A 19,645-nucleotide genomic window follows, 5' to 3' on the forward strand; every position below is an offset into this window, starting at 1 on the left:
CCCCCTTCATTTTTTAAACTTACATCTATTTATTGATTTTTTCTTTAGTTACTTCCTGATCCATTTGCGATAAAAAATTGTCCGGTGATATAATACCTGCTGCTAATTCATAGGACAACTCTTCGCTTACTGTCTTGAAATCCGGCGTCATACTATCATGCCAAGATGTTCCACTTATTGAAGTTGAGTTGCTTAATATTTTTGCTAGTTCTTTCTGAAGTGGAGACTCTTTAAAGTCTAATTCGCCCTGATATCTTTGAGCAGGAACGATTAGTCCCATTTCCAATCCATTTTTTGGCCAATTATCAGCTCTCATCATATACTCTAATAACTTCATAGCTTCATCTTTTACAGTTGATTTAGCTGATATTGCATATCCACCTCCATTCCATGCTATTAAGCCTTTCTCATCATTATCATTTTTTTGAGGAAACTTAATAGCAGTTATATTCTTCTTGAATCTATCTGAAAGGGCAGGATTATTATACATTCCTAATTCCCAAGATCCCATATAATACATTGCAGCCTTCTCTTGAGTAAATAAATTCATTGATAAGTTATAATCTTCTGATGTAGATAGGTTTATATCCCCATTTACCTCTAAGAGTTCTTGTAAATCCTCCGCTGCTTTTTTTAATGTTTCATTTCCTGAAAACTTTATATCACCATTAATTGCTTTATAAATAAGTGCTTGATTATTTCCTTCCATTAGAACAAGTTCTTGATATAACAAAGCCATTGGCCATTTATCTTTCATATTCATTGCTATTGGATTAATGCCTGAACTTCTTAATTTTTTACATGAATCTATTAACTCCTCATAATTACTTGGAATTTTAAGATTCAATCTACTAAATACATCTTTATTACAATATAAGACCATATAATCGGTACTTTTGGGAATTCCATAAAGTTTGTCATTCATCTTAAAGCCTTTTAAAGAATCTTCACTAAAATTATTTTTATAAAAGTAGTCCAGGTTTAACTCTGATGCATATCCTCCTTGCATTACAGGATTAAAAAATGATGGTTGTCCCCAAATGAAAAATATATCTGGTAATTCATTACATATCGCATAAGCTTTAAATCGCTGTTTATATGGTTCGTCTTGGTATGCTTCAACCTCAACTTTCACATTTGGATTTTCCTCCATATATCTATCTATAAGTAATTGCTCTAATTTTCCTTGTCCTGATGTTCTTTCAGGTAAATTGGAAAGAAACTTAATAGTTACTTCTTTACTTTCTTTTGATTTGTAATCTGATTTTTCTCCGTTATTTTCACATCCAACAAAACTAATAATACCAACGAAAACAAAAAATATAACATACTTAAATCTATATCCCTTTAATCTTTTCATATATGTATTCTCCCTACTTAAATTAGTAGTCTTTTAAAAGCTATCAAGTTGCTCACACATTTATACTGCTAGAGTAATTATATAAACCTTTTCATTTAAATAATAGTATTCAAATTTATGAAAATGGTCTCATTTTTTAGAAGTTTATATTTTACCTCTTGTGGAAATATTTGAAATTTATTATCCTTTAATATAAAATTAATTTATATCTACTCGGAGGCTTTTTATGTCTATGTTAAAACGTATATATAGAAATTTTAATAAAATTTATATGAATATGACCCTTAAAAATAAATTGATTATATTTTTCATGACTATTATATCCTTTATCTCGCTCATTTTAGGGGGGTACTCATATTTAGTATCATCAAAGTCTCTAAAGGAACAAATGACTTCAGTTAACGTTAAAGATATAAAGCAAATAAGTTCTAATATAGACTTTTTGCAAAAAGATGTAATCGATTTATCAACTTTTATATGTTTAAATCCACTTGTCCAATCTTATGTAAAGACTGAAGAAGTTTCTAATGATAATCAAAACTTCACAAAGTATGGATTAGAACCGCTAAATATACTCCTGGCCTCAAAAGATTACATTAGCTTTATGGCTATTTATGGTGATCTTGGAGCTAATTATTACTTAAGCAAAGATGGGAGTACAGGTCTAAAGTCCTATAATAAGTTTAAAGAAGATGATATATATACTCTTGCGCATAAGATGAAAGGACAGCCTGTTTGGTTTAAAATCAAAAGTGGTAATACTCCTTTTATATCTGATAATAAGAGCGATAAAATTGCTATGGTTAGAACTATAATAGATACAAATACCCTTAAAGAATGTGGCCTTATGGTCATTTGTATTAATTCTTCAACCATAGAGAATATGTATTCCCAAGAATTAAAGGTTTCTTCAAACAGTGTTTTAATTTTAGATAGCAATAATAACTTAATAGCTCTAAATGACCCCTATAATGTAATAGATAACCAAGCAAGTTTAAACTCTATTATTCCATATATCAAATCTTCTTCTGGATATAATACTGTAAAACTTAAAGGTTCTAATTATATCGCTACTTTCGATAATATTACAAATAGCAATTGGAGGATAATTTCCCTTACACCTGAAAAAGAAATCTTTAAAAATCTACACTCAATTATGGAGCTTACTTTTGGAGTGATTTTAGGATGCTTTATTATATCTTTTTTACTTTCAATATTTTTATCTACAAGATTAACTCTTCCATTAAAGGAATTATTAGCTTCAATGAGATTAGTTAAGAAAGGGAATTTCAAAGAAAAAGTTTCCTTTAAATATAAAGATGAATTTGGAATGTTAGTTTTGGAATATAACGACATGATTGATAATATACAAACTTTAATTAACAGTGTATATAAATTGCAGCTTAAGGAAAAGGAAGCAGAACTTAAGGCTTTGCAAGCTCAGATTAATCCTCATTTTTTATACAATACTTTAGACATGATTTTTTGGAAAGCTGAAAAATCAAAACAAACTGAAATAAGTGATATGGTATATGCTCTTTCTAAGCTATTTAGAATAACTTTAAGTAATGGTAGAGAATTTATTTCAGTAAAAGAAGAAGCTGACTTTATTGAAAACTATCTTCTACTTCAAGGAAAGAGGTATAGAGACAAGTTAAAATATAAAATTAATATTTCAGATAAAATTCTTAATTACTCAATACCTAAGCTTATTATTCAACCCTTTGTTGAAAATTCAATAATACATGGTACTGAAGAAGATAATGATAGAAGTCTAATTATTATTTCTGGGGAACTAGTAGAAGATTTTATAGTATTTCAAATAATTGACAATGGTAAAGGTATGGATAATAAAACTATAAACAATCTATTAAGTCTTGAAAAAATTGATGAATTAAATACAATAAATGGTTATGCAATAAGAAATGTTAATCAACGTTTATCACTTTATTATGGCGATAACTATACTCTAATAATAACAAGCGAACTTAATTTAGGTACCACTGTTACAATTTCCATTCCACTCAATAACAGTCTTAATAAATAGTATATTTTAATTTAAGAGAGGTTTGATTTATGTACAAGTTATTCTTAGCTGACGATGAAATAGATTTAATCGATGGCATAAAATCTTTAATATCCTGGGAAGATTATGATATAGAAGTAGTTGGAGAGGCTGATAATGGATTAGATGCATTGAATAGTATTATTAATCTTAAGCCAGATATAATTATTATGGATATAAAAATGCCAAAAATGACTGGTTTAGAAGTTCTTGAAGAACTAACAAAAAGAAAAATAAAATCAAAATGCATAATTTTAAGTGGATATGATGATTTTTCTTTTGCTAAAAAGGCTATTGAATTAAGTGCCTCAAATTACCTTTTAAAACCCTGTAAGCCATCTGAAATATTAGATGTTGTTTTAAATGTAAAAGAAACATTAGATGTTGAACGTTCAAAGGATGCGCTGTTAAATGAAAACCTATTAACTCTTAAGGAAAAGTTATTTACAGAACTTATATTAGGTAATCATGACTATTCCAGCGAAAATCTACAATCTAAGCTTAACATGTATAATATTCAAAATGATTTTAATTATATTTTAGTACCAGTTATATCTTTAGATTATTCCTCAATGATTTATGATATATATAATGAAATAGATATTGACTCAATTAAAATTTCTATTAAAGATTTGATTTATAATAATCTAAATAGTCTATTTACCATTGAATTATTAGATTATAAGGAATATATAGTAATAATTTTATTTATATCTAATTGCTACTACTCTTATGAAGAAATTAAGCAATCGTTAGTACGATTAAAGGATTCTATAAAAGCTAACCTTGGTTTCACAGTAAGTATTGGAATAGGTGATCCTGTCACCAATTTAAAAGAAATTGATAAGTGTTATAAAGAATCATTTCTTGCTATTAATTCAAAATTTTATTTAGGTGATGACATATTAATTTCTATCCATGACGTAAAGGAATCAGAAGCAAAACAAAGTTTCTACCCAGTTGAGGAAGAACTAGCTATAATAAATGCTTTGAGAACTGGTGATAACTTAATTATAGACAAGTATATTGAATCTTTTTATTATGCATTATCAAAAGGTGGATTTCCCTTGAAAAATTATTTGCAAGGTTCAACCTTATCACTTTTAGGTAGTATTTATAAGTTTTGTATAGAAAATGATATTAATATTGATTTTGCTTCCACTAAGGATTTTTCACCTTTTCATAGAATATTAAAATGCCAGACTATAAATGAAATTAAGGATCAGGTGAAGCTAATCTTAGATAAAATATTCAATGAAATAAACAAAAATCATAAAAATAATTCCTTAGTATCTGCAGCGATGAATTATATAATTAATAACTATAATAAAGATATATCTTTAGAATCTACTGCTAATGTTATATATATAACCCCAACTTATCTCAGTCAATTATTTAAATTAGAAACAGGCGTGAACTTCCTAGAATTTCTTCACAGTTATAGAATTGAAAAATCTAAGGAACTTCTAAAGAATCGGACATTAAAAAACTATCAAGTGGCGAAGCTAGTTGGTTATAGTAATGAAAAACACTTTTCTAAAACCTTTAAAAAATATACTGGCTTAACACCTAAACAATTTAGAGAAAGTATATCAAATTTTATTTAAGCAAAAGCCTTAGGCTTTCACCTAAGGCTTTTTACAAATACCTTTTTAAGTTCTCTTTTTCTCCAATGGTATTAAATAAATGCTTTATTTCTTGATCTCTACTTTTATCCATAACCAGTATTACATCACCAGCATCTACTATTACTAAATCTTTAATTCCAAACCCAATTATAAGGTTTTTATCATTTCCAAATACAGAACAATTTTCACATTCTTCTAGAAAAACCCCATTAGTTATTGAGTTAGAATTTTGATTATTCAGAAATCTACTCAGTGCTCCAAAGCTTCCTATATCATCCCAAAAGAACTCACCTTTTATCACATAGGCTCTTCTGGTTTTCTGCATTACCCCAAAATCTATTGATATTCCATCAATAAGTTTATATTGTTCCTTTATTACCTCTTCTTCATTTTCTTCTCCTAGGCTTTTATATATTTCCATAAGAGATTTATACATTTTAGGAATATATTTTTCTATTTCTCTTAGTATTACATCCGCTCTAAATATAAACATTCCAGAATTCCATAGATAAGTTCCCTTAATTAAAAAATCCTTTGCTACCTCCAAATTTGGTTTTTCAGTGAATCTAGCTACTTTATATGATGGAAAATTTCCTCCTATTCTCTCACCCATCTCTATATATCCGTATCCAGTTTCAGGTCTAGTTGGATCAATTCCTAAGGTTACTATACCTCTTCTTCTTTCTGCTATCTCTACTGCCTGCTCCAAAGTCTCAATATAGTTTTTTTCACCCTCAATATGATGATCTGATGGAAGAACTATCATAAGAGCATCCTTATCTTTTTTAAGGAGTTTAACGGCTGAAAGACCTATACATGTGGCAGTTTCTTTATTTTCAGGTTCAAAAAATATATTTTCTTCCTTAAACCCTTCCAATTCCTCCCTTATTTTTGGGAGATAATCTTTATTGGTCACTATATAAACATTGTCTTTTTCCACTAGAGGGTTTATTCTATCAACAGTATTTTGTAAGAAGCTTTTGCTATTAACTACTTTAAGAAACTGCTTTGGATTTGCTCCTCTTGAAAGGGGGTAAAGCCTTGTCCCTTTTCCTCCGGCTAATATTAATGCGTATAACAATGCCTTCACTCCATAAATTGTTATATAGTATTTTATGAAAAGTGTATTTTTTTTGTGATAAATTTCCATTTAGAATAAAAATAAGATAATTATTCTTTTTTAATGTAAAATAATATAGTATAATTTCTATAGTCTTTATTTTTAGATAATTTTTTTCCATTAGGAGGAATTTATGAATACAATTGACTTAATTAACAAAGGTAAGGAAACACATATCCTTAGCAAAGAAGAAATACTTGAAATATTAAAAGATGATAGTATTAATGATGAACTATTTAAAGCTGCTGATGCCGTTAGACAAAAATACTTAGGTGACTATGTTCATTTAAGAGGATTATTAGAATTTACAAATATTTGTAAAAGAAATTGCTTGTACTGTGGTCTAAGAAGAGATAATAAAAATCTTAAAAGATATAGACTTTCTTATGAAGAAATAATGGATTTTGTTAATAAAGCTGTTAGTTACGGATATAAAACCATTGTGCTTCAAGGTGGGGAAGATGATTATTTCACTGTTGAAAAAATGAAAGAGATAGTTTCTGATATTAAAGCTTTAGGCGTCGCTATCACTTTAAGCCTTGGTGAAAAAACCTTTGAAGAATACAAAGCATTTAAAGAAGTAGGTGCAGATAGATATTTAATAAGAATTGAAACTACTGATAAAAAACTATATGAAGACATGGATCCTGGAATGAGTCATGAAGAAAGAAAAAGATGTCTTAGAGATTTAAGAGCTTTAGGCTATGAAGTTGGATCAGGAGCTTTGGTAGGACTTCCTGGACAAACCTTAGAATCTTTAGCTGATGATATCCTGTTCTTTAAGGAATTAGATGCTGATATGATTGGTATAGGACCATTTATACCTAACGAAGATACACCTCTTGCTAATGAAAAAGGTGGTGATTTTACTCTAGCATTAAAAATGATGGCTTTAGTTAGATTGGTACTCCCTGATATTAATATACCTGCCACTACAGCTATGGAATCACTAAATAAGGAAGGTAGAGTTATAGCATTACAATCTGGCGCAAATGTTGTTATGCCAAATGTAACTGAAGGAGAATATAGAGCACTATATGCTCTTTACCCAGGAAAGATATGTATTAGTGATACCCCTGCTCACTGCAGAGGATGTATTACTGGCAAGGTTACTAGATTAGGCAGGAAAATATCTGATGGTCCTGGCTTTAGAGGTAACGGAACAAGTCCGAAAGTTAGAATTTAAATAAAATGAACCTGTAATAGTTTCTATATTACAGGTTCTCTTTATTTTTATATAAAAATATTATTCTCTTTAAACTTCTTTTCTACTATCTCAGTTACAGATTTATTTATTTTTAGCTTAATTTTATATGCACTGGATTCTTCATTTACTGATATTAAATAAACAATATAGTCTTTTGCTTCTTCCTTTTGAACTATCTTTATTTCATTCCATGGTATTAATTCACCATCACTTAATAGTAAACCTTCACTAATCATTTGAATATTATACTTTTTATACATTACATAGCTGAATATAACTATACTAAGTACTGCTACAAATGTAATATTAAGTGCTATTGTGGAAATATCACTAAAGGAAACTAGACCTGGAAGTAATCCATTATGTTGTCTAATATTAATAAACTCTATTATGCCCATTAGAATTATTATAGTAATTAAGCCTATTATTTCATCTATTGATATTATGCGTACAAATGTAGTTATAATATTTGTATATCTTTTTCTTGCTAAGATAGGCCTTATAACTTTCAAATATGAAATATATACTACGGCAAGTATACACCCTAGTACAAAGGTTACATTTAACTTTAAAACTTCTGAAATAGCAAGATCTACTAGTAATACCATTGCCAAAATATTTTGTGTTGTTCTTTCTTTTAGTTTTAAAATATAATTCATAATAACTTCCCCTTACATTTTTACTATATATGTAAATTATATAGTTTTTTTCAAGAAAGATTCATGATACTATTAACTTTTTATAGAAATTGCCTCAAGAAAAAATATTTTTTGAGGCTAGAATTAACAATTTCCTATTTTTCTAATTTTCTTTCATCTTCACTAACTTCTATAACTTTATACTTTCTTAATTTAAAAAGTATAAATATTATAGCAGGAATATACATCCCTCCAACTATTCCAAAGGTCATAGTGAATCCAATCTTATCTGCTATAAGCCCGAATAAAGGGAAAATACAAATCATGAATAAACTAAAGCATAAGCTATCCACTGAAAGTATTGTTGCTCTATACTCCGATGGTATTCTTGAATTAATATAATCACTTAAAATGGTATATGCTAATCCTCCAGTTATAGATGTTAGTAAGAAAAAAAACACAGACAAGTTCTGCCATACCGCAAGACCCGTTAGAGCTAATATATTTACAGTAGATATTCCAATTAGTATCCCTTTAATTTTAAAGAAATTCTCAATTTTATATGCATATTTTGAAAATATTGCTTCAAACAAACTACCTAATGCACAAATTAATGCTATAGATGTCTTTGTATAATCCAAATCCTCAAAATACTTTTGACAATAAAAGAATACGGTAGTTTGAAGACTTCCTATCAAAGCAGAAAATAAAATTAAATATAAAACTACTTTTCTTACTTTCAATACCTTAACACTGGTGACTAATTGTCCTATTAATGCATTATTTTCTTTGCATCCATTTTCTGTAGTAACTTCAGTAAATCCAAAAGTTATTATTAATGCTATAATTTCTACTATTAACCCTAAAATATATGCATATATAAAACTTAAATCTGCAAGTATTCCTCCTAGTAGTACTGCTATTCCCTGGGCAATTGACATAAAAAATGCAAGATTACCCCATATAATCTTATATTTTTCTTCTTTATTTAGTCCTTTTAAACTATCATATACTAATGCCTCTGCAGAACCTGAATTTAAATTCTTAGCAGCTGCACAAAATATAAATGCTATTGTAAATCCTAAAAAACTATTAGCTGTTATCATCAGAATACTTGATATAATTTGAAGAATTCTGCCAAGTATTAAGGTAAATCTCTTCCCATATATATCTGCAATTGCTCCAGTAGGTAATTCAAATAATAAGCTTGTAATATGATAAATAGATTCTACTAATCCTATCTGAACAAGAGACATTCCCTTAAATGCAAGATATAGTACCCAAATTGCTGATGTTACATTTAATTGTATTAAAAAACTATAAATATAGCTTATTGATATATTTCTATTTAAACTTTTCTTCATATTCATTGATATACACTCCTTTGAAAATCTTTTTACTAAAATAAAAATAAGCCCCTGTCTTTTTTATTAAAAATCAAAGACATAATAAGGCTTATAAGAAAAAGTGTATCCAATATAAAGAAATCTCTATTTTATATAAAAAGGCTCAAGATATCCACCTTGAGCCTAAAAAACTTAAATAATAATCTTATGAAACAAAAAGATACTTTTTAGAGTCAAGGTTATATATAAAATAATTAGTACTTATTCTAAAAATGGACGCACTTCTCCCGTAGAAGTCCAAAATTGCACTTTTCATTACGGAGCTGCTATATTTCCACTGTTTATTTAATTTAAACTTTACAGTACCAATTATATTAGTCATAATCTATCCTCCTTATAAAATAATACATTAATTATATTAAACATTTAATTCCCTGTCAATATATTACAACTTATTACTCTCCCACTAGACTCATCTCTTTATTAGAATATTTTATCTTATATGCTGCAATTACCAAGAATGTGCCTATAAATGCTATAAGGGTTATTATATTTATTAAAATATCTTTAAAATCTCCTATTCCATTTTGATATTTCTCCAATATATCCATAACCCAGCTTTGAGGAAATACATAAGATATACTCCTTATATTCTGGGGAATCCATTCAACCGGAACAAAACAACCACTTACCATGCAACTTACATTCATTAATAAATTACTCACTAGCCCTGATACTTTATCATCCTTTATTGCTATTCCCATCATAGTTGTAAATGCTATAGCAACTAATGATATTAATAATAGAGCAAATAGTAGCATCGGCATCGGAACCCCTGTGGTTATTTTAAACACCCATTCCATAAAAAATACTGTGAGCAACATTTGTATCAATAATATTGACAAGTTTGCTAGTATATTTGCTCCAATGAATTTCAACGGAGTTACTGGTGAAGCAAATATCCTACTATAGCAATTACTTCTTTTTTCTTCTAACATAATATCAGACGTAGCACTAGCTCTTATCATCATAAAGAATATCAATATTCCAACAGACATTTGGGTTACTTGAAAATCGTATTTTTTGTCTTCTAAATTATACTGGTTAACACTAATGATTTTATTACCACTCTCATCCATAATCTTATAATACGTTTCTTTAATTCCTTTAGCCCCTTGGGCCATTTGTGTTAGTGTTCCTGATTTATCATTTATGCTAGACTGTAATGAATTTTTCAAACTGCTATCACTACCCATAATTATTGATATCTTATTATCTGTACCTTTTAGTATTGCATCTTCAAATCCTTTAGGAATTATATAAGCTCCATCTATTTCTCTATTTTTTATCTTTTGATCTAATTCACTTTCACTTTCAAAATACGTAATATTTCCTTTATTAACTTTGGTTCCTTCTATAACATATTTTGAGCTTGTAGTTTTATCTAAATCCATGACACCATAATTTAAAGTCCCACCCATTGATGAAAATAATTTTATAAATGCAAGGGTTGCTGCAACCGGAATTAATAATTGTGCTATTATTAACTTTGAATTGAATATTAACTTCAGATTTTTTCTTACTAGATAAAAAAATTCACTCATGATAACTTCTCCTCTCCCTTGATCTTTAAATAAGAAATTAGGATTAATATTAATGTTAGCGTTAAATTAATTGCAACAGATGTTGAGACTTTGCTATAATCACCACCATAAATCATGTTTATTATTGATCTATTAGCCCATCTAAGTGGTGAAAACTTTGTGATTAAATCAAAGACAAAGGGAATGTTATCACCGAAATAAACATATCCTCCACCTAAAAAGGTCAAGGCTGGAATAACTACAGCCTGAATCATTGTATTTGCTACTCTTTCCTCTTTAAATAAGAACCCAAAGGTTACCCCTAAGGCTGCTGCAAAAAGATTTAATGTTATAAAAATGGTGAACAAAGTTAGTAAATCTGTTCCATAATAGATTCCTATTATTTCCTTGAGTATGATAAAAGGAACTGTCATTAATACCATGTTAAATATAGTCATACTTAAGATTCTGGAAATGATATATTGAAGCTTTGATACTCCTGCAAGAAATATTCTTCCTTCTGTCCCATTTCTTCTTTGAGTGTTTACTATTCCTAATGAAAACAAGCTTATATACATAATTATCATGGTGAATTCTGCTACTCCATAGTAATCATACGAAGTCATTTCTCTTTTTAACTCTATCTTCTTAAAATCTGTAAAATCTTTTTGAACTTTACTAAAATCAATATTTCCAATAGCCCCTGGATTTATTTTCTCAATAGAATACATTACATTAAATTTATCTGCAATTGTATTTAAAACTCCATAAACAATTTCAGTTGAAACACTTCCATTATTATTTCTATAAACTTTTACTTCTTTATCGGTAAAACTTATTGCTAATGAATCATAATTTTTCCCAATTTTTTCATTGGCTTCATTTATATCTTGTACTTTTTCCATATCAAAATCTATTTTACCTTGCAAAGACTTAAACACATCAAGAAATTGAGCACTTGCTTCTTTTCCATCAGAAACATAATATACCTTGACTTTTTCCATTTCATAATTAGAATAGAATACATTTTTCAATACAAATCCTAACACTAATGTTAGTACTATTGGATAAAACAAAATTGTCATGATATACTTACTAGATTTATTTGCCAATATATCATATTTAATTATTGCAAATATCTTTCTCATGATATCACCTCTAATCTCTTAAATTTCTTCCAGTTAAATTTAAAAATACAGTCTCAAGGTTAATATCTGTATATCCTATATTTCTAATTTTTACTTCTTTAGAAGTTAAATAATCAATAATCAAATTAAGATTACTTACTTCTCTAAGGGAATTTATATTTAGAACTTCATCCTTAATAATTAAACTTTTAACCCCTTTTATATTTAGTATTTCTTCCTTATCAATATTTTTAATATCTGAAATCTCAACTTCTAAGTTTTGAGTATCTGAAACCATTGTAATTAACTCTTCTTGAGTCCCTTCTGCTATTATCTTTCCTTTATCCATTATGGCAATCCTATTACACAAGTTTTCAACTTCTTCCATATAGTGAGAAGTATATATAACAGTACATCCATCTTGATTTAATTTTTTTACTGATTCTAATATATGATTTCTGGATTGAGGATCTATTCCTACTGTAGGTTCATCCATAATTACAAGTTCAGGTTTATGAACTATTCCACATGCTATATTAAGCCTTCTCATCATTCCGCCAGAGAAATTTTTAGCTTTATTCTTTCTATGCTCTAAAAGCCCAGTAAACTCTAAAGCATATTCTACAGCTTCTTTTAGTGCTTTTCCTTTAATTCCATAAATTGATCCGAAAAATTTAATATTTTCTTCTGCTGATAATTCCCTATAGATAGCTAAATTTTGAGGCACTATCCCTATTTTCTTTTTTATTTCCTTCCCATATTCTTTTTGTTCTTTTTCAAAGATCTGTATTTCTCCACCATTACTCTTTAGAAGACCTATAATTATATTTATGGTTGTACTCTTTCCTGCACCATTAGGTCCTAATAGTCCAAATACTTCACCCTTTTCTACCGATAGTGAAATATTATCTACTGCTAGAAAATTTCCATATCTCTTTTCTAAATTGTTTATATTTAAAATCTTCATTATATTCCCTCCTTTAACTTATATTTTAAGTATAATAAAAAACCTTCTACTTTCTTAGGGTAGAAGGTCACAACTTATATATGACTTTTGTCATCTTTTAAATACTTCCTTTTATATAATATATAGCAATTTGAGTTCTATGACTTAGATCTGTCTTATCTAGAATACTGCTTATATAATTCTTTACAGTTCCTTCAGATATAAAGAGTTTTGCTGCTATCTCTTTGTTTGATAAGCCTTCAGAAATAGCTTCCATTATTTGAAGTTCCCTTTCTGTAAATAACTCTTTATTTATACTGATTTTCTTCTCTAGTGAATCTTTTAGTTTTTCTATTATTTCACTACCATATACATGATTACCTGCTGCAACCATCTTTATTGATTGTATTATATCTTTTGGTGGTGTGCTCTTAAGCAAATAACCAGAAGCTCCATTTTTAATACCCTCTCTTATATATTCATCTTCATCAAAGGTAGTTAATATAATAATCTTAGTTTTTTTATTTTTAACCAATTCTTTTGTAGCTTCTACCCCATTTATTATTGGCATTCTAACATCTAGTAGCACAATATCTATTTCATTACTGCTACATACCTCTATAGCTTTTAAAGCATTATCACAGGTATCTACTACCTCAATTTCATTATCCATCTTTAAAATAATTTTTAGACTTTCTCTTATTAATGCATCATCATCAACAATTAATAACCGTATCATATTATCTCTCCCCAATTCACTTTTTTTACAATTTATATAGGCATTAATATGACTATTGAAAATCCACTTGATCCATCAAAAGTTATATTACCTCCCAATTCCTGAACTCTTTGCTCCATACCAGCTATTCCTAAACCTTTTGTAATTATACTTGATCCAGTACCATTATCTTTTAGTTCTACTTTGAGCATTTTATTCATTACATGAATATTAACCCAAAAATCCTTTGCTTTAGAATATTTTATGGCATTAGTTAATGCCTCTTTTGTATTATCAATTATTACTTTCCATTGATTATAATTTATGTTGTTTAGTTCTCCTTTAAAGCTTATATGACTATTAATTGAAGAATGCTTAAGTGCTCTATCTACTTCTAGCTTAAGTCTATTAATTCCTAATTCTTCTTTCAATGGCTTTATGTTTCGTAAAGTTATCCTTATATCTTCTATACCACTTCTTAGTACAGAAATAGTTCCTTCTAGTAACTTTTTAGACGCTTCTGTATCCTCTTCAATTATAGCTTTAGCTGCCTCTAACTGCATTAAACTTCCTGCAACTACATGTCCAATTTTATCATGCATTTGCTGCGATAGCTTATTCCTTTCTTCAAGTTGCGTTGCGTATAACACTTGTTCTTCAAAATCCTTTGAGTTCTCTACTAGTTTATTATAATAAGTTAAGTTTTTTCTAAGTTCCCTATTTTCTTTTTCTAAACTATCTGTCTTCTCTAAATAACTTTTAATTATACTTAGAGATGCATATGTAATAAATAGAAGAAGATAGAATAAAAACTTATTCTCTTTTGTAATTACAGTCCCTAAAATACATATTAAAATCATCGACCCATACTTAACTAATTCATTAAATTCAAATAATTCTGAGATAATTTGTGAACCAAGGATTATAAAGATTGGATTGATTTTATACAACATATAAATTACTATTACTTCAAAAAATATAAATAATATTTTTAATACTTGCCTATCTAAAAGATAAAAGCCTATTGAGAAGCAGAAATAGATTAGTAAATAAAAGATAATTATTCTGTTAAACTGATCTCTATTAAATTTTATACTAATAATTAATGCATATAATGCAACTAATACCCTAAAAAAAATCGAAGAATAATTAAAAGTTTTGATTTTCTCCTCCTCCTTCTTTGCATAATTATGCTCTTGTTTTTATTATACTTGAATTCTTACAATAAGTGGTATAAAAAGTAAAAAAGTCATAGAAACCCATGACTTTCTTTTTTATTTTAATCCATCTTTTAAAAGTTCATAAGGAATATTAAACGCAGGTATTCCATACACATATGGTGCAATATCATATAACTGAAAATATACTTCAATTCCTTTTTGTCCTATTGTAAACCTTTGATCATCACTTATTCCCTTAAATGCCTTTCCTTCTTCAAAGAAGTTATCCTTATCTTTTTGTATCTGTTTGGTTATTTCATTATTTATAACTTTCTTGTAATCATATCCTTCTATAAACAAATCTTTTAATTTAATTGATTTCTTATCTTTTATATTAAAATTATAAGTTTTTCTTGTAGTAATTCCATGTGCTCCCCCAGTATACTGATAAAAATCTATATAATAACTTAAATATGGACATCTGTTTAATGTGATTTTATAATTGCTTGCAACCTCAAATGGCCTAATCTCAGATAAATTGTTTTTTTTCATATCTTCTTTATATTTTACAGATAAATCTTTTAAATCTGATATCCACACTTCAATATCATTACTCAAATCACTATTAATGCTACTAATAAATTCATTTTTCTCATCTACTAAATATGGATACTTTAATTCCCCTTTTATCATCTCTTCATCTATTTTTTTAAGTTCCTCTCTAAACTTAACAACCTGACATCCCGGAGAATTATCCACAGCTTTTTCCACAGCACTCACTTTAATACAACTTAACATAAACAGACAAATTATGCTAATCACTCCTATTTTCTTCATTTTTCTACCTCCTCAAAAATATTATTAACATATTATTTGTTTCTATTTGTCTATTATTAACATACTAATTAACAACTTATACACATATAATCCACAGTTTTTGTGAATAACTATTAATATCTTTATAAACTTTATTTAATATGCTTTCCTTGCTATAATATAATTATGTAAAACTAAGGGGGATTCACAATGAAAAACAAGCGAAACATTTTAAAAGTTATTATTGTGTTATTAATAATTGATGTTGCATTATGTGTTTATGGATTCGTAAATTCAAATAATTCCAAAAAATCTTCTACGGCAACTCTTTCGGATAACGTTAATACAACTGCTAAAACAACTATCGATACCACAACAACTTCTCCAGCAAAAGAGGAACCTACAAAAGAAGAACCTGTAAAAAAAGATCGATTTGAAGGAAAAAAATTAGTTATTCCTAAGGATATTCCTGTTTTATGCTATCATGCTTTTGGTGATGATAAGTCAGACTTATTCGTAACTGCTGCAAAGTTTAAAGAACAACTAGAATACTTAAAAAATAATGGCTATTTTACATTAACTATTGATGAATTTAGTGATTATATATTAAATAAAAAACCTGTTCCTGAAAAATCAGTTTTAATCACTATTGATGACGGTTATCTTAACAATTATCAAATAGCATATCCTATTTTAAAAGAACTAGGTATGAACGCAACTATTTTTATAATAACATCTGGGGTAGGAGACAATGGTTATTATATGACCTCTGCTCAATTAGTTGAAATGTCTCAGAATGGTATTGATATTGGTTCTCATACTACAAACCATCAAGAACTTGACAAACTTAGTTATGCTGAACAGCTAAAAATAGCAAAAGACTCTAAAGCTGATTTAGAAAAAATTATTGGTAAGCCAATTAACACTTTTTGTTATCCATTCGGTAAATATAATCAAGATACAAAGAAAGCTGCAAAAGATGCTGGATACTCTTTATCCTTTAATCTAGGTGGAGGAACAGCAGATTTAAATGATAATCCAGAAAATATTGATAGAGTTGCAGTTCTTGGCAAATATGACATGAATAAATTTGTATCATTATTAAAATAAAAAATATAAGAGGATAAAAAGATTCCTATCTTTTTATCCTCTTATTGATTATCTCTTTTAATTTCTTGTATTATTTTTGTTGTTTTATCCAAAATAAAATCAGGATCGAAAGGTTTAGTTATATATAAATCTATATTATACATTTCAGCTCTTCTTATATCCATTTCAGAACCTTTTGCCGTAAGTAATATTACTCTCATGTTATCATACTCTTTATGTGTGTGTATAATCTCTAAAACTTCATATCCATCAAATTCTGGCATCATCACGTCAAGAAAAACAATCTCTGGATTTTCTTCTGAAATTGCATGTAAAGCTTCTTCTCCATTACTGGCAAAAAGTAAATCAATTCCTTCTATATCCTCCAATGTTTGTTCCATTAGCATTCTAATAGGAAGCTCATCATCAGCTACTAATACTTTCATTTCCTAATGCATCTCCTTTATATATGGGTAAAGTAAAATAGAAACGACTTCCTTTTCCTTCTTGGCTAGTAACTCCAATAGTTCCCCCTTGAAGTTCTACAAGATTTCTACTTATATATAGCCCTAAGCCAGTGCCCTTGGGTTTATTTCCATCTCCATTTTCAACTTGTTTAAATTTCTCAAATATAACACCTAAATATTTTTCATCAATTCCAACCCCATTATCAATTACACTAACCTCTATAAATTCATCATTAAGCTGTTTTGCCTTCACATTAATTTTCCCACCTATTGGTGTGAACTTAAGACTATTACTTATAAGATTAATAATTATTTGCAATATTTTTTCTTCATCTCCCCAGACATTTTGAATTCCTACTTCTATGTCCTCTTCTACTTCTATTTCTTTTTCTTGTGCTAGGGAGTAGGTAGCTAATATCCCTTTTACTATTGTTTGTCCTATAACTAAGGACTCTCTTCTTAGCATTTCATTTCCCGACTCAATTTTTGTAATATCTAGAATATTTTCTATCATAGAAGAAAGTCTCTCTGCTTCCGTAATAATAATATCTAGATTAACTTTTATTAGTTCTTTATTATAATAAATTTTTTCATCTAAAAATTCATTTTTTTCTAATTCTGGAACTATAAATTTTAAAAACTTTTTTCTTATAATCTTTGTAAATCCTAGTATAGATGTAAGAGGAGTTCTCAATTCGTGAGATATTAAGGATAGAAAATCATTTTTAATATTATCTAATTTTTTGTATTTTTCCTCTTCATATAAGTACTTTTCATGTAATAAATTTATCTCTTTTATTAACTTTTCATTTTCTCTTTGTAATCTTCTTATCCCTTTTAATAAATATAACATAATAGAAACTATAAATACACACATCAAAAGTGTAATTAGTGTATTTAATCCATTATTAATTTTTATATTTAAAGCATCTAATAGCATCATATATACCATCCTATTATCCTTACTTTTGTTTATATATTATTATATACCCTACTATATTTATCGTAATAGTAGTTTAAAACTTAAAAGTTATCCTGAACTTTAAAATATTATAAATTCTTAAAGAGTAAAAAAAATCCAACCTAAGGTTGGATTTTTTGTGCTAAGTATGTTATTTTATTTATTTTCCTTTAAATCATTGTACATTTCAATCATTTCTTTAACTAATTCTTTAATAGTCTCTGCACTTAGCATTTGGTCTTCTGCATGCATTAATATAAGAGAAAACTCTACTTTTTCACCTGATGCTTCTTTTTGTATTAATTCAGCATGAGAGTGATGAGCTTCAACCATGTATCCATCTGCTTCTTTTAATTTTTCAGCAGCTAATTCTTTATTTCCACCTCTAACTTCTCTTAATGCCTCAACAGCTAATGACTTAGCCATACCAACATTACTTATAATATTAAATGCAATTAATTCCATTGGATCCATATTTATTACCTCTTTTCCTAATTATTTTATAACTTTTAAATGATGATATAATGCTCCGATTAATCCTGCGTCATTTTTTAGTAAACAAGCTTCTACTTTAATTCTATGTCCAAGATCACTTAGTCCAGTAACTCTCCAACTTAATTCATTAATTAAATCTTCTCTTTGACTTACTGCTCCACCTATCAATATCTTGTCTGGATTTAAAACGTAATATAAATTATGAATTCCAACTGCTAAATGATCATAAAATTTATTTATTTCCAGTTTAGCAATAGGATCTCCATTTTCCATAGCGTTAAATACATCTATTCCTGTCACTTTTTCTAATGGAAGTTTTTTAGCCTTTGCATATTCTTCTCTAAGGCTTAGTATTGCACCTGATCTACTTAATGTACACTCTGAAGGAATATTATTGTTTATTCCATGAGTGATCATATAACCAAATTCTCCAGCCATATATGTAGCACCTCTATAAAGATCCCCATTTAAGAAGCATGCTCCACCTATACCTGTACCAATTGTCATACATAGGAAATTATCATCATCTTTTGCGCTACCCTTCCATTTTTCTGCTAAAGCCACGCAATTTACATCATTCTCACCAGAAACAGGAATGTTCAATTCCTTTTCTAAATATTCCTTTATATTAAAATCATTAAAGTCTGGAATAGCTCCTCCCACTTCAATATACCCAGTAAAGCAATTAACAAAACCAGGGATGCTTAACGCAATCCCTGATATTTGTATATTCTTAAATTCATTATAAATTCTTATAATATTATCTAATATTGCCTTACCATTAAATCTATCAGTAGGAGTTTTACCTTTTTCTAAGATTTCCCCTTCTTCAGTAAGTAAACCATACTTTAGATCGGTTCCACCTATATCAAAGCACAAATAATTTTTCAATGGTATCTCCTCCTGAAGCTATCTAATA

At 28.1% G+C, this 19,645-nt stretch carries 19 protein-coding genes; 4 read left to right on the forward strand and 15 right to left on the reverse strand.

Features of this window, described 5'->3' with window-relative positions:
* Nucleotides 1-25: 25 nt before the first annotated feature.
* Nucleotides 26-1,360 (reverse strand): ABC transporter substrate-binding protein, encoded by a 1,335-nt coding sequence (locus tag JK634_RS16545; RefSeq protein WP_202768835.1) that lies wholly within the window; start codon nucleotides 1,358-1,360, stop codon nucleotides 26-28.
* A gap of 226 nt (nucleotides 1,361-1,586) precedes the next feature.
* On the opposite strand from JK634_RS16545, the gene JK634_RS16550 reads away from it, so the two are divergent.
* Complete coding sequence (locus tag JK634_RS16550; RefSeq protein WP_202768836.1) at nucleotides 1,587-3,407, forward strand: sensor histidine kinase; 1,821 nt, start codon at nucleotides 1,587-1,589, stop codon at nucleotides 3,405-3,407.
* A gap of 29 nt (nucleotides 3,408-3,436) precedes the next feature.
* Nucleotides 3,437-5,032 (forward strand): response regulator, encoded by a 1,596-nt coding sequence (locus JK634_RS16555; protein ID WP_202768837.1) that lies wholly within the window; start codon nucleotides 3,437-3,439, stop codon nucleotides 5,030-5,032.
* Nucleotides 5,033-5,063: 31 nt separating this feature from the next.
* Here JK634_RS16555 and JK634_RS16560 read toward each other — a convergent pair whose 3' ends face one another.
* The gene (locus tag JK634_RS16560; RefSeq protein ID WP_202768838.1) at nucleotides 5,064-6,134 is read right to left on the reverse strand and encodes a mannose-1-phosphate guanylyltransferase; all 1,071 of its coding nucleotides are present in this window, start codon (nucleotides 6,132-6,134) and stop codon (nucleotides 5,064-5,066) included.
* Nucleotides 6,135-6,306: 172 nt separating this feature from the next.
* On the opposite strand from JK634_RS16560, the gene hydE reads away from it, so the two are divergent.
* Nucleotides 6,307-7,359, forward strand: a complete 1,053-nt coding sequence (gene hydE / locus JK634_RS16565; protein WP_202768839.1) for a [FeFe] hydrogenase H-cluster radical SAM maturase HydE — start codon at nucleotides 6,307-6,309, stop codon at nucleotides 7,357-7,359.
* A gap of 47 nt (nucleotides 7,360-7,406) precedes the next feature.
* On the opposite strand, the gene JK634_RS16570 is transcribed toward hydE, so the two are convergent.
* The 9 genes from JK634_RS16570 to JK634_RS16610 all read right to left on the reverse strand — a co-directional run bounded on the left by JK634_RS16570 (nucleotide 7,407) and on the right by JK634_RS16610 (nucleotide 15,735).
* A complete protein-coding gene (locus JK634_RS16570; RefSeq protein ID WP_202768840.1) occupies nucleotides 7,407-8,039 on the reverse strand; it encodes a hypothetical protein in 633 nt (210 codons plus the stop codon).
* Between the two features lie 134 nt (nucleotides 8,040-8,173).
* Nucleotides 8,174-9,388, reverse strand: a complete 1,215-nt coding sequence (locus JK634_RS16575) for an MFS transporter (protein WP_202768841.1) — start codon at nucleotides 9,386-9,388, stop codon at nucleotides 8,174-8,176.
* A gap of 181 nt (nucleotides 9,389-9,569) precedes the next feature.
* Nucleotides 9,570-9,746, reverse strand: coding sequence for a hypothetical protein (locus JK634_RS16580; protein WP_202768842.1), 177 nt, complete (start codon nucleotides 9,744-9,746; stop codon nucleotides 9,570-9,572).
* 73 nt (nucleotides 9,747-9,819) lie between these two features.
* Nucleotides 9,820-10,968 carry an ABC transporter permease gene (locus JK634_RS16585; RefSeq protein ID WP_202768843.1) on the reverse strand — a complete coding sequence of 383 codons (1,149 nt, stop codon included), beginning with the start codon at nucleotides 10,966-10,968 and terminating at the stop codon, nucleotides 9,820-9,822.
* Complete coding sequence (locus JK634_RS16590) at nucleotides 10,965-12,095, reverse strand: ABC transporter permease (protein ID WP_202768844.1); 1,131 nt, start codon at nucleotides 12,093-12,095, stop codon at nucleotides 10,965-10,967. Before JK634_RS16590 ends, JK634_RS16585 begins: the two co-directional genes overlap by 4 nt.
* 10 nt (nucleotides 12,096-12,105) lie before the next feature.
* On the reverse strand, nucleotides 12,106-13,041 hold the full coding sequence (locus tag JK634_RS16595) for an ABC transporter ATP-binding protein (protein WP_202768845.1): 936 nt from the start codon (nucleotides 13,039-13,041) through the stop codon (nucleotides 12,106-12,108).
* A gap of 97 nt (nucleotides 13,042-13,138) precedes the next feature.
* The gene (locus JK634_RS16600; RefSeq protein ID WP_202768846.1) at nucleotides 13,139-13,759 is read right to left on the reverse strand and encodes a response regulator transcription factor; all 621 of its coding nucleotides are present in this window, start codon (nucleotides 13,757-13,759) and stop codon (nucleotides 13,139-13,141) included.
* A gap of 32 nt (nucleotides 13,760-13,791) precedes the next feature.
* The gene (locus JK634_RS16605) at nucleotides 13,792-14,691 is read right to left on the reverse strand and encodes a sensor histidine kinase (protein ID WP_202768847.1); all 900 of its coding nucleotides are present in this window, start codon (nucleotides 14,689-14,691) and stop codon (nucleotides 13,792-13,794) included.
* Between the two features lie 321 nt (nucleotides 14,692-15,012).
* A complete protein-coding gene (locus JK634_RS16610) occupies nucleotides 15,013-15,735 on the reverse strand; it encodes a DUF3298 and DUF4163 domain-containing protein (protein ID WP_202768848.1) in 723 nt (240 codons plus the stop codon).
* Between the two features lie 189 nt (nucleotides 15,736-15,924).
* Here JK634_RS16610 and JK634_RS16615 point away from each other — a divergent pair, with 189 nt between their 5' ends.
* Nucleotides 15,925-16,824, forward strand: coding sequence for a polysaccharide deacetylase family protein (locus JK634_RS16615; protein ID WP_202768849.1), 900 nt, complete (start codon nucleotides 15,925-15,927; stop codon nucleotides 16,822-16,824).
* Between the two features lie 41 nt (nucleotides 16,825-16,865).
* Here the strand turns inward: JK634_RS16615 and JK634_RS16620 are convergent, their stop codons facing one another.
* The 4 genes from JK634_RS16620 to JK634_RS16635 all read right to left on the reverse strand — a co-directional run bounded on the left by JK634_RS16620 (nucleotide 16,866) and on the right by JK634_RS16635 (nucleotide 19,617).
* Complete coding sequence (locus JK634_RS16620) at nucleotides 16,866-17,249, reverse strand: response regulator (RefSeq protein WP_202768850.1); 384 nt, start codon at nucleotides 17,247-17,249, stop codon at nucleotides 16,866-16,868.
* Nucleotides 17,230-18,213, reverse strand: a complete 984-nt coding sequence (locus tag JK634_RS16625) for a sensor histidine kinase (protein ID WP_202768851.1) — start codon at nucleotides 18,211-18,213, stop codon at nucleotides 17,230-17,232. The genes JK634_RS16620 and JK634_RS16625 overlap by 20 nt, the downstream gene beginning before the upstream one ends.
* Before the next feature lie 174 nt (nucleotides 18,214-18,387).
* A complete protein-coding gene (locus JK634_RS16630; protein WP_202768852.1) occupies nucleotides 18,388-18,705 on the reverse strand; it encodes a PTS sugar transporter subunit IIA in 318 nt (105 codons plus the stop codon).
* Nucleotides 18,706-18,726: 21 nt separating this feature from the next.
* Nucleotides 18,727-19,617, reverse strand: a complete 891-nt coding sequence (locus tag JK634_RS16635) for an ROK family protein (RefSeq protein ID WP_202768853.1) — start codon at nucleotides 19,615-19,617, stop codon at nucleotides 18,727-18,729.
* Nucleotides 19,618-19,645: the final 28 nt, after the last annotated feature.

Origin of the sequence: Clostridium paridis, from assembly GCF_016765615.1 — a bacterium.
Classification (GTDB): domain Bacteria; phylum Bacillota; class Clostridia; order Clostridiales; family Clostridiaceae; genus Clostridium_T; species Clostridium_T paridis.

Excerpts from the sequence above, each read along its gene's own strand:
- JK634_RS16630 (WP_202768852.1), bottom strand. The coding sequence starts at position 18,705 with ATGGATCCAATGGAATTAATTGCATTTAATATTATAAGTAATGTTGGT.
- JK634_RS16595 (WP_202768845.1), bottom strand. The coding sequence starts at position 13,041 with ATGAAGATTTTAAATATAAACAATTTAGAAAAGAGATATGGAAATTTT.
- hydE (WP_202768839.1), top strand. The coding sequence starts at position 6,307 with ATGAATACAATTGACTTAATTAACAAAGGTAAGGAAACACATATCCTT.
- JK634_RS16550 (WP_202768836.1), top strand. The coding sequence starts at position 1,587 with ATGTCTATGTTAAAACGTATATATAGAAATTTTAATAAAATTTATATG.
- JK634_RS16575 (WP_202768841.1), bottom strand. The coding sequence starts at position 9,388 with ATGAATATGAAGAAAAGTTTAAATAGAAATATATCAATAAGCTATATT.
- JK634_RS16545 (WP_202768835.1), bottom strand. The coding sequence starts at position 1,360 with ATGAAAAGATTAAAGGGATATAGATTTAAGTATGTTATATTTTTTGTT.
- JK634_RS16610 (WP_202768848.1), bottom strand. The coding sequence starts at position 15,735 with ATGAAGAAAATAGGAGTGATTAGCATAATTTGTCTGTTTATGTTAAGT.
- JK634_RS16555 (WP_202768837.1), top strand. The coding sequence starts at position 3,437 with ATGTACAAGTTATTCTTAGCTGACGATGAAATAGATTTAATCGATGGC.
- JK634_RS16625 (WP_202768851.1), bottom strand. The coding sequence starts at position 18,213 with ATGATGCTATTAGATGCTTTAAATATAAAAATTAATAATGGATTAAAT.
- JK634_RS16580 (WP_202768842.1), bottom strand. The coding sequence starts at position 9,746 with ATGACTAATATAATTGGTACTGTAAAGTTTAAATTAAATAAACAGTGG.
- JK634_RS16570 (WP_202768840.1), bottom strand. The coding sequence starts at position 8,039 with ATGAATTATATTTTAAAACTAAAAGAAAGAACAACACAAAATATTTTG.
- JK634_RS16585 (WP_202768843.1), bottom strand. The coding sequence starts at position 10,968 with ATGAGTGAATTTTTTTATCTAGTAAGAAAAAATCTGAAGTTAATATTC.
- JK634_RS16600 (WP_202768846.1), bottom strand. The coding sequence starts at position 13,759 with ATGATACGGTTATTAATTGTTGATGATGATGCATTAATAAGAGAAAGT.
- JK634_RS16605 (WP_202768847.1), bottom strand. The coding sequence starts at position 14,691 with ATGTTGTATAAAATCAATCCAATCTTTATAATCCTTGGTTCACAAATT.
- JK634_RS16620 (WP_202768850.1), bottom strand. The coding sequence starts at position 17,249 with ATGAAAGTATTAGTAGCTGATGATGAGCTTCCTATTAGAATGCTAATG.
- JK634_RS16590 (WP_202768844.1), bottom strand. The coding sequence starts at position 12,095 with ATGAGAAAGATATTTGCAATAATTAAATATGATATATTGGCAAATAAA.
- JK634_RS16615 (WP_202768849.1), top strand. The coding sequence starts at position 15,925 with ATGAAAAACAAGCGAAACATTTTAAAAGTTATTATTGTGTTATTAATA.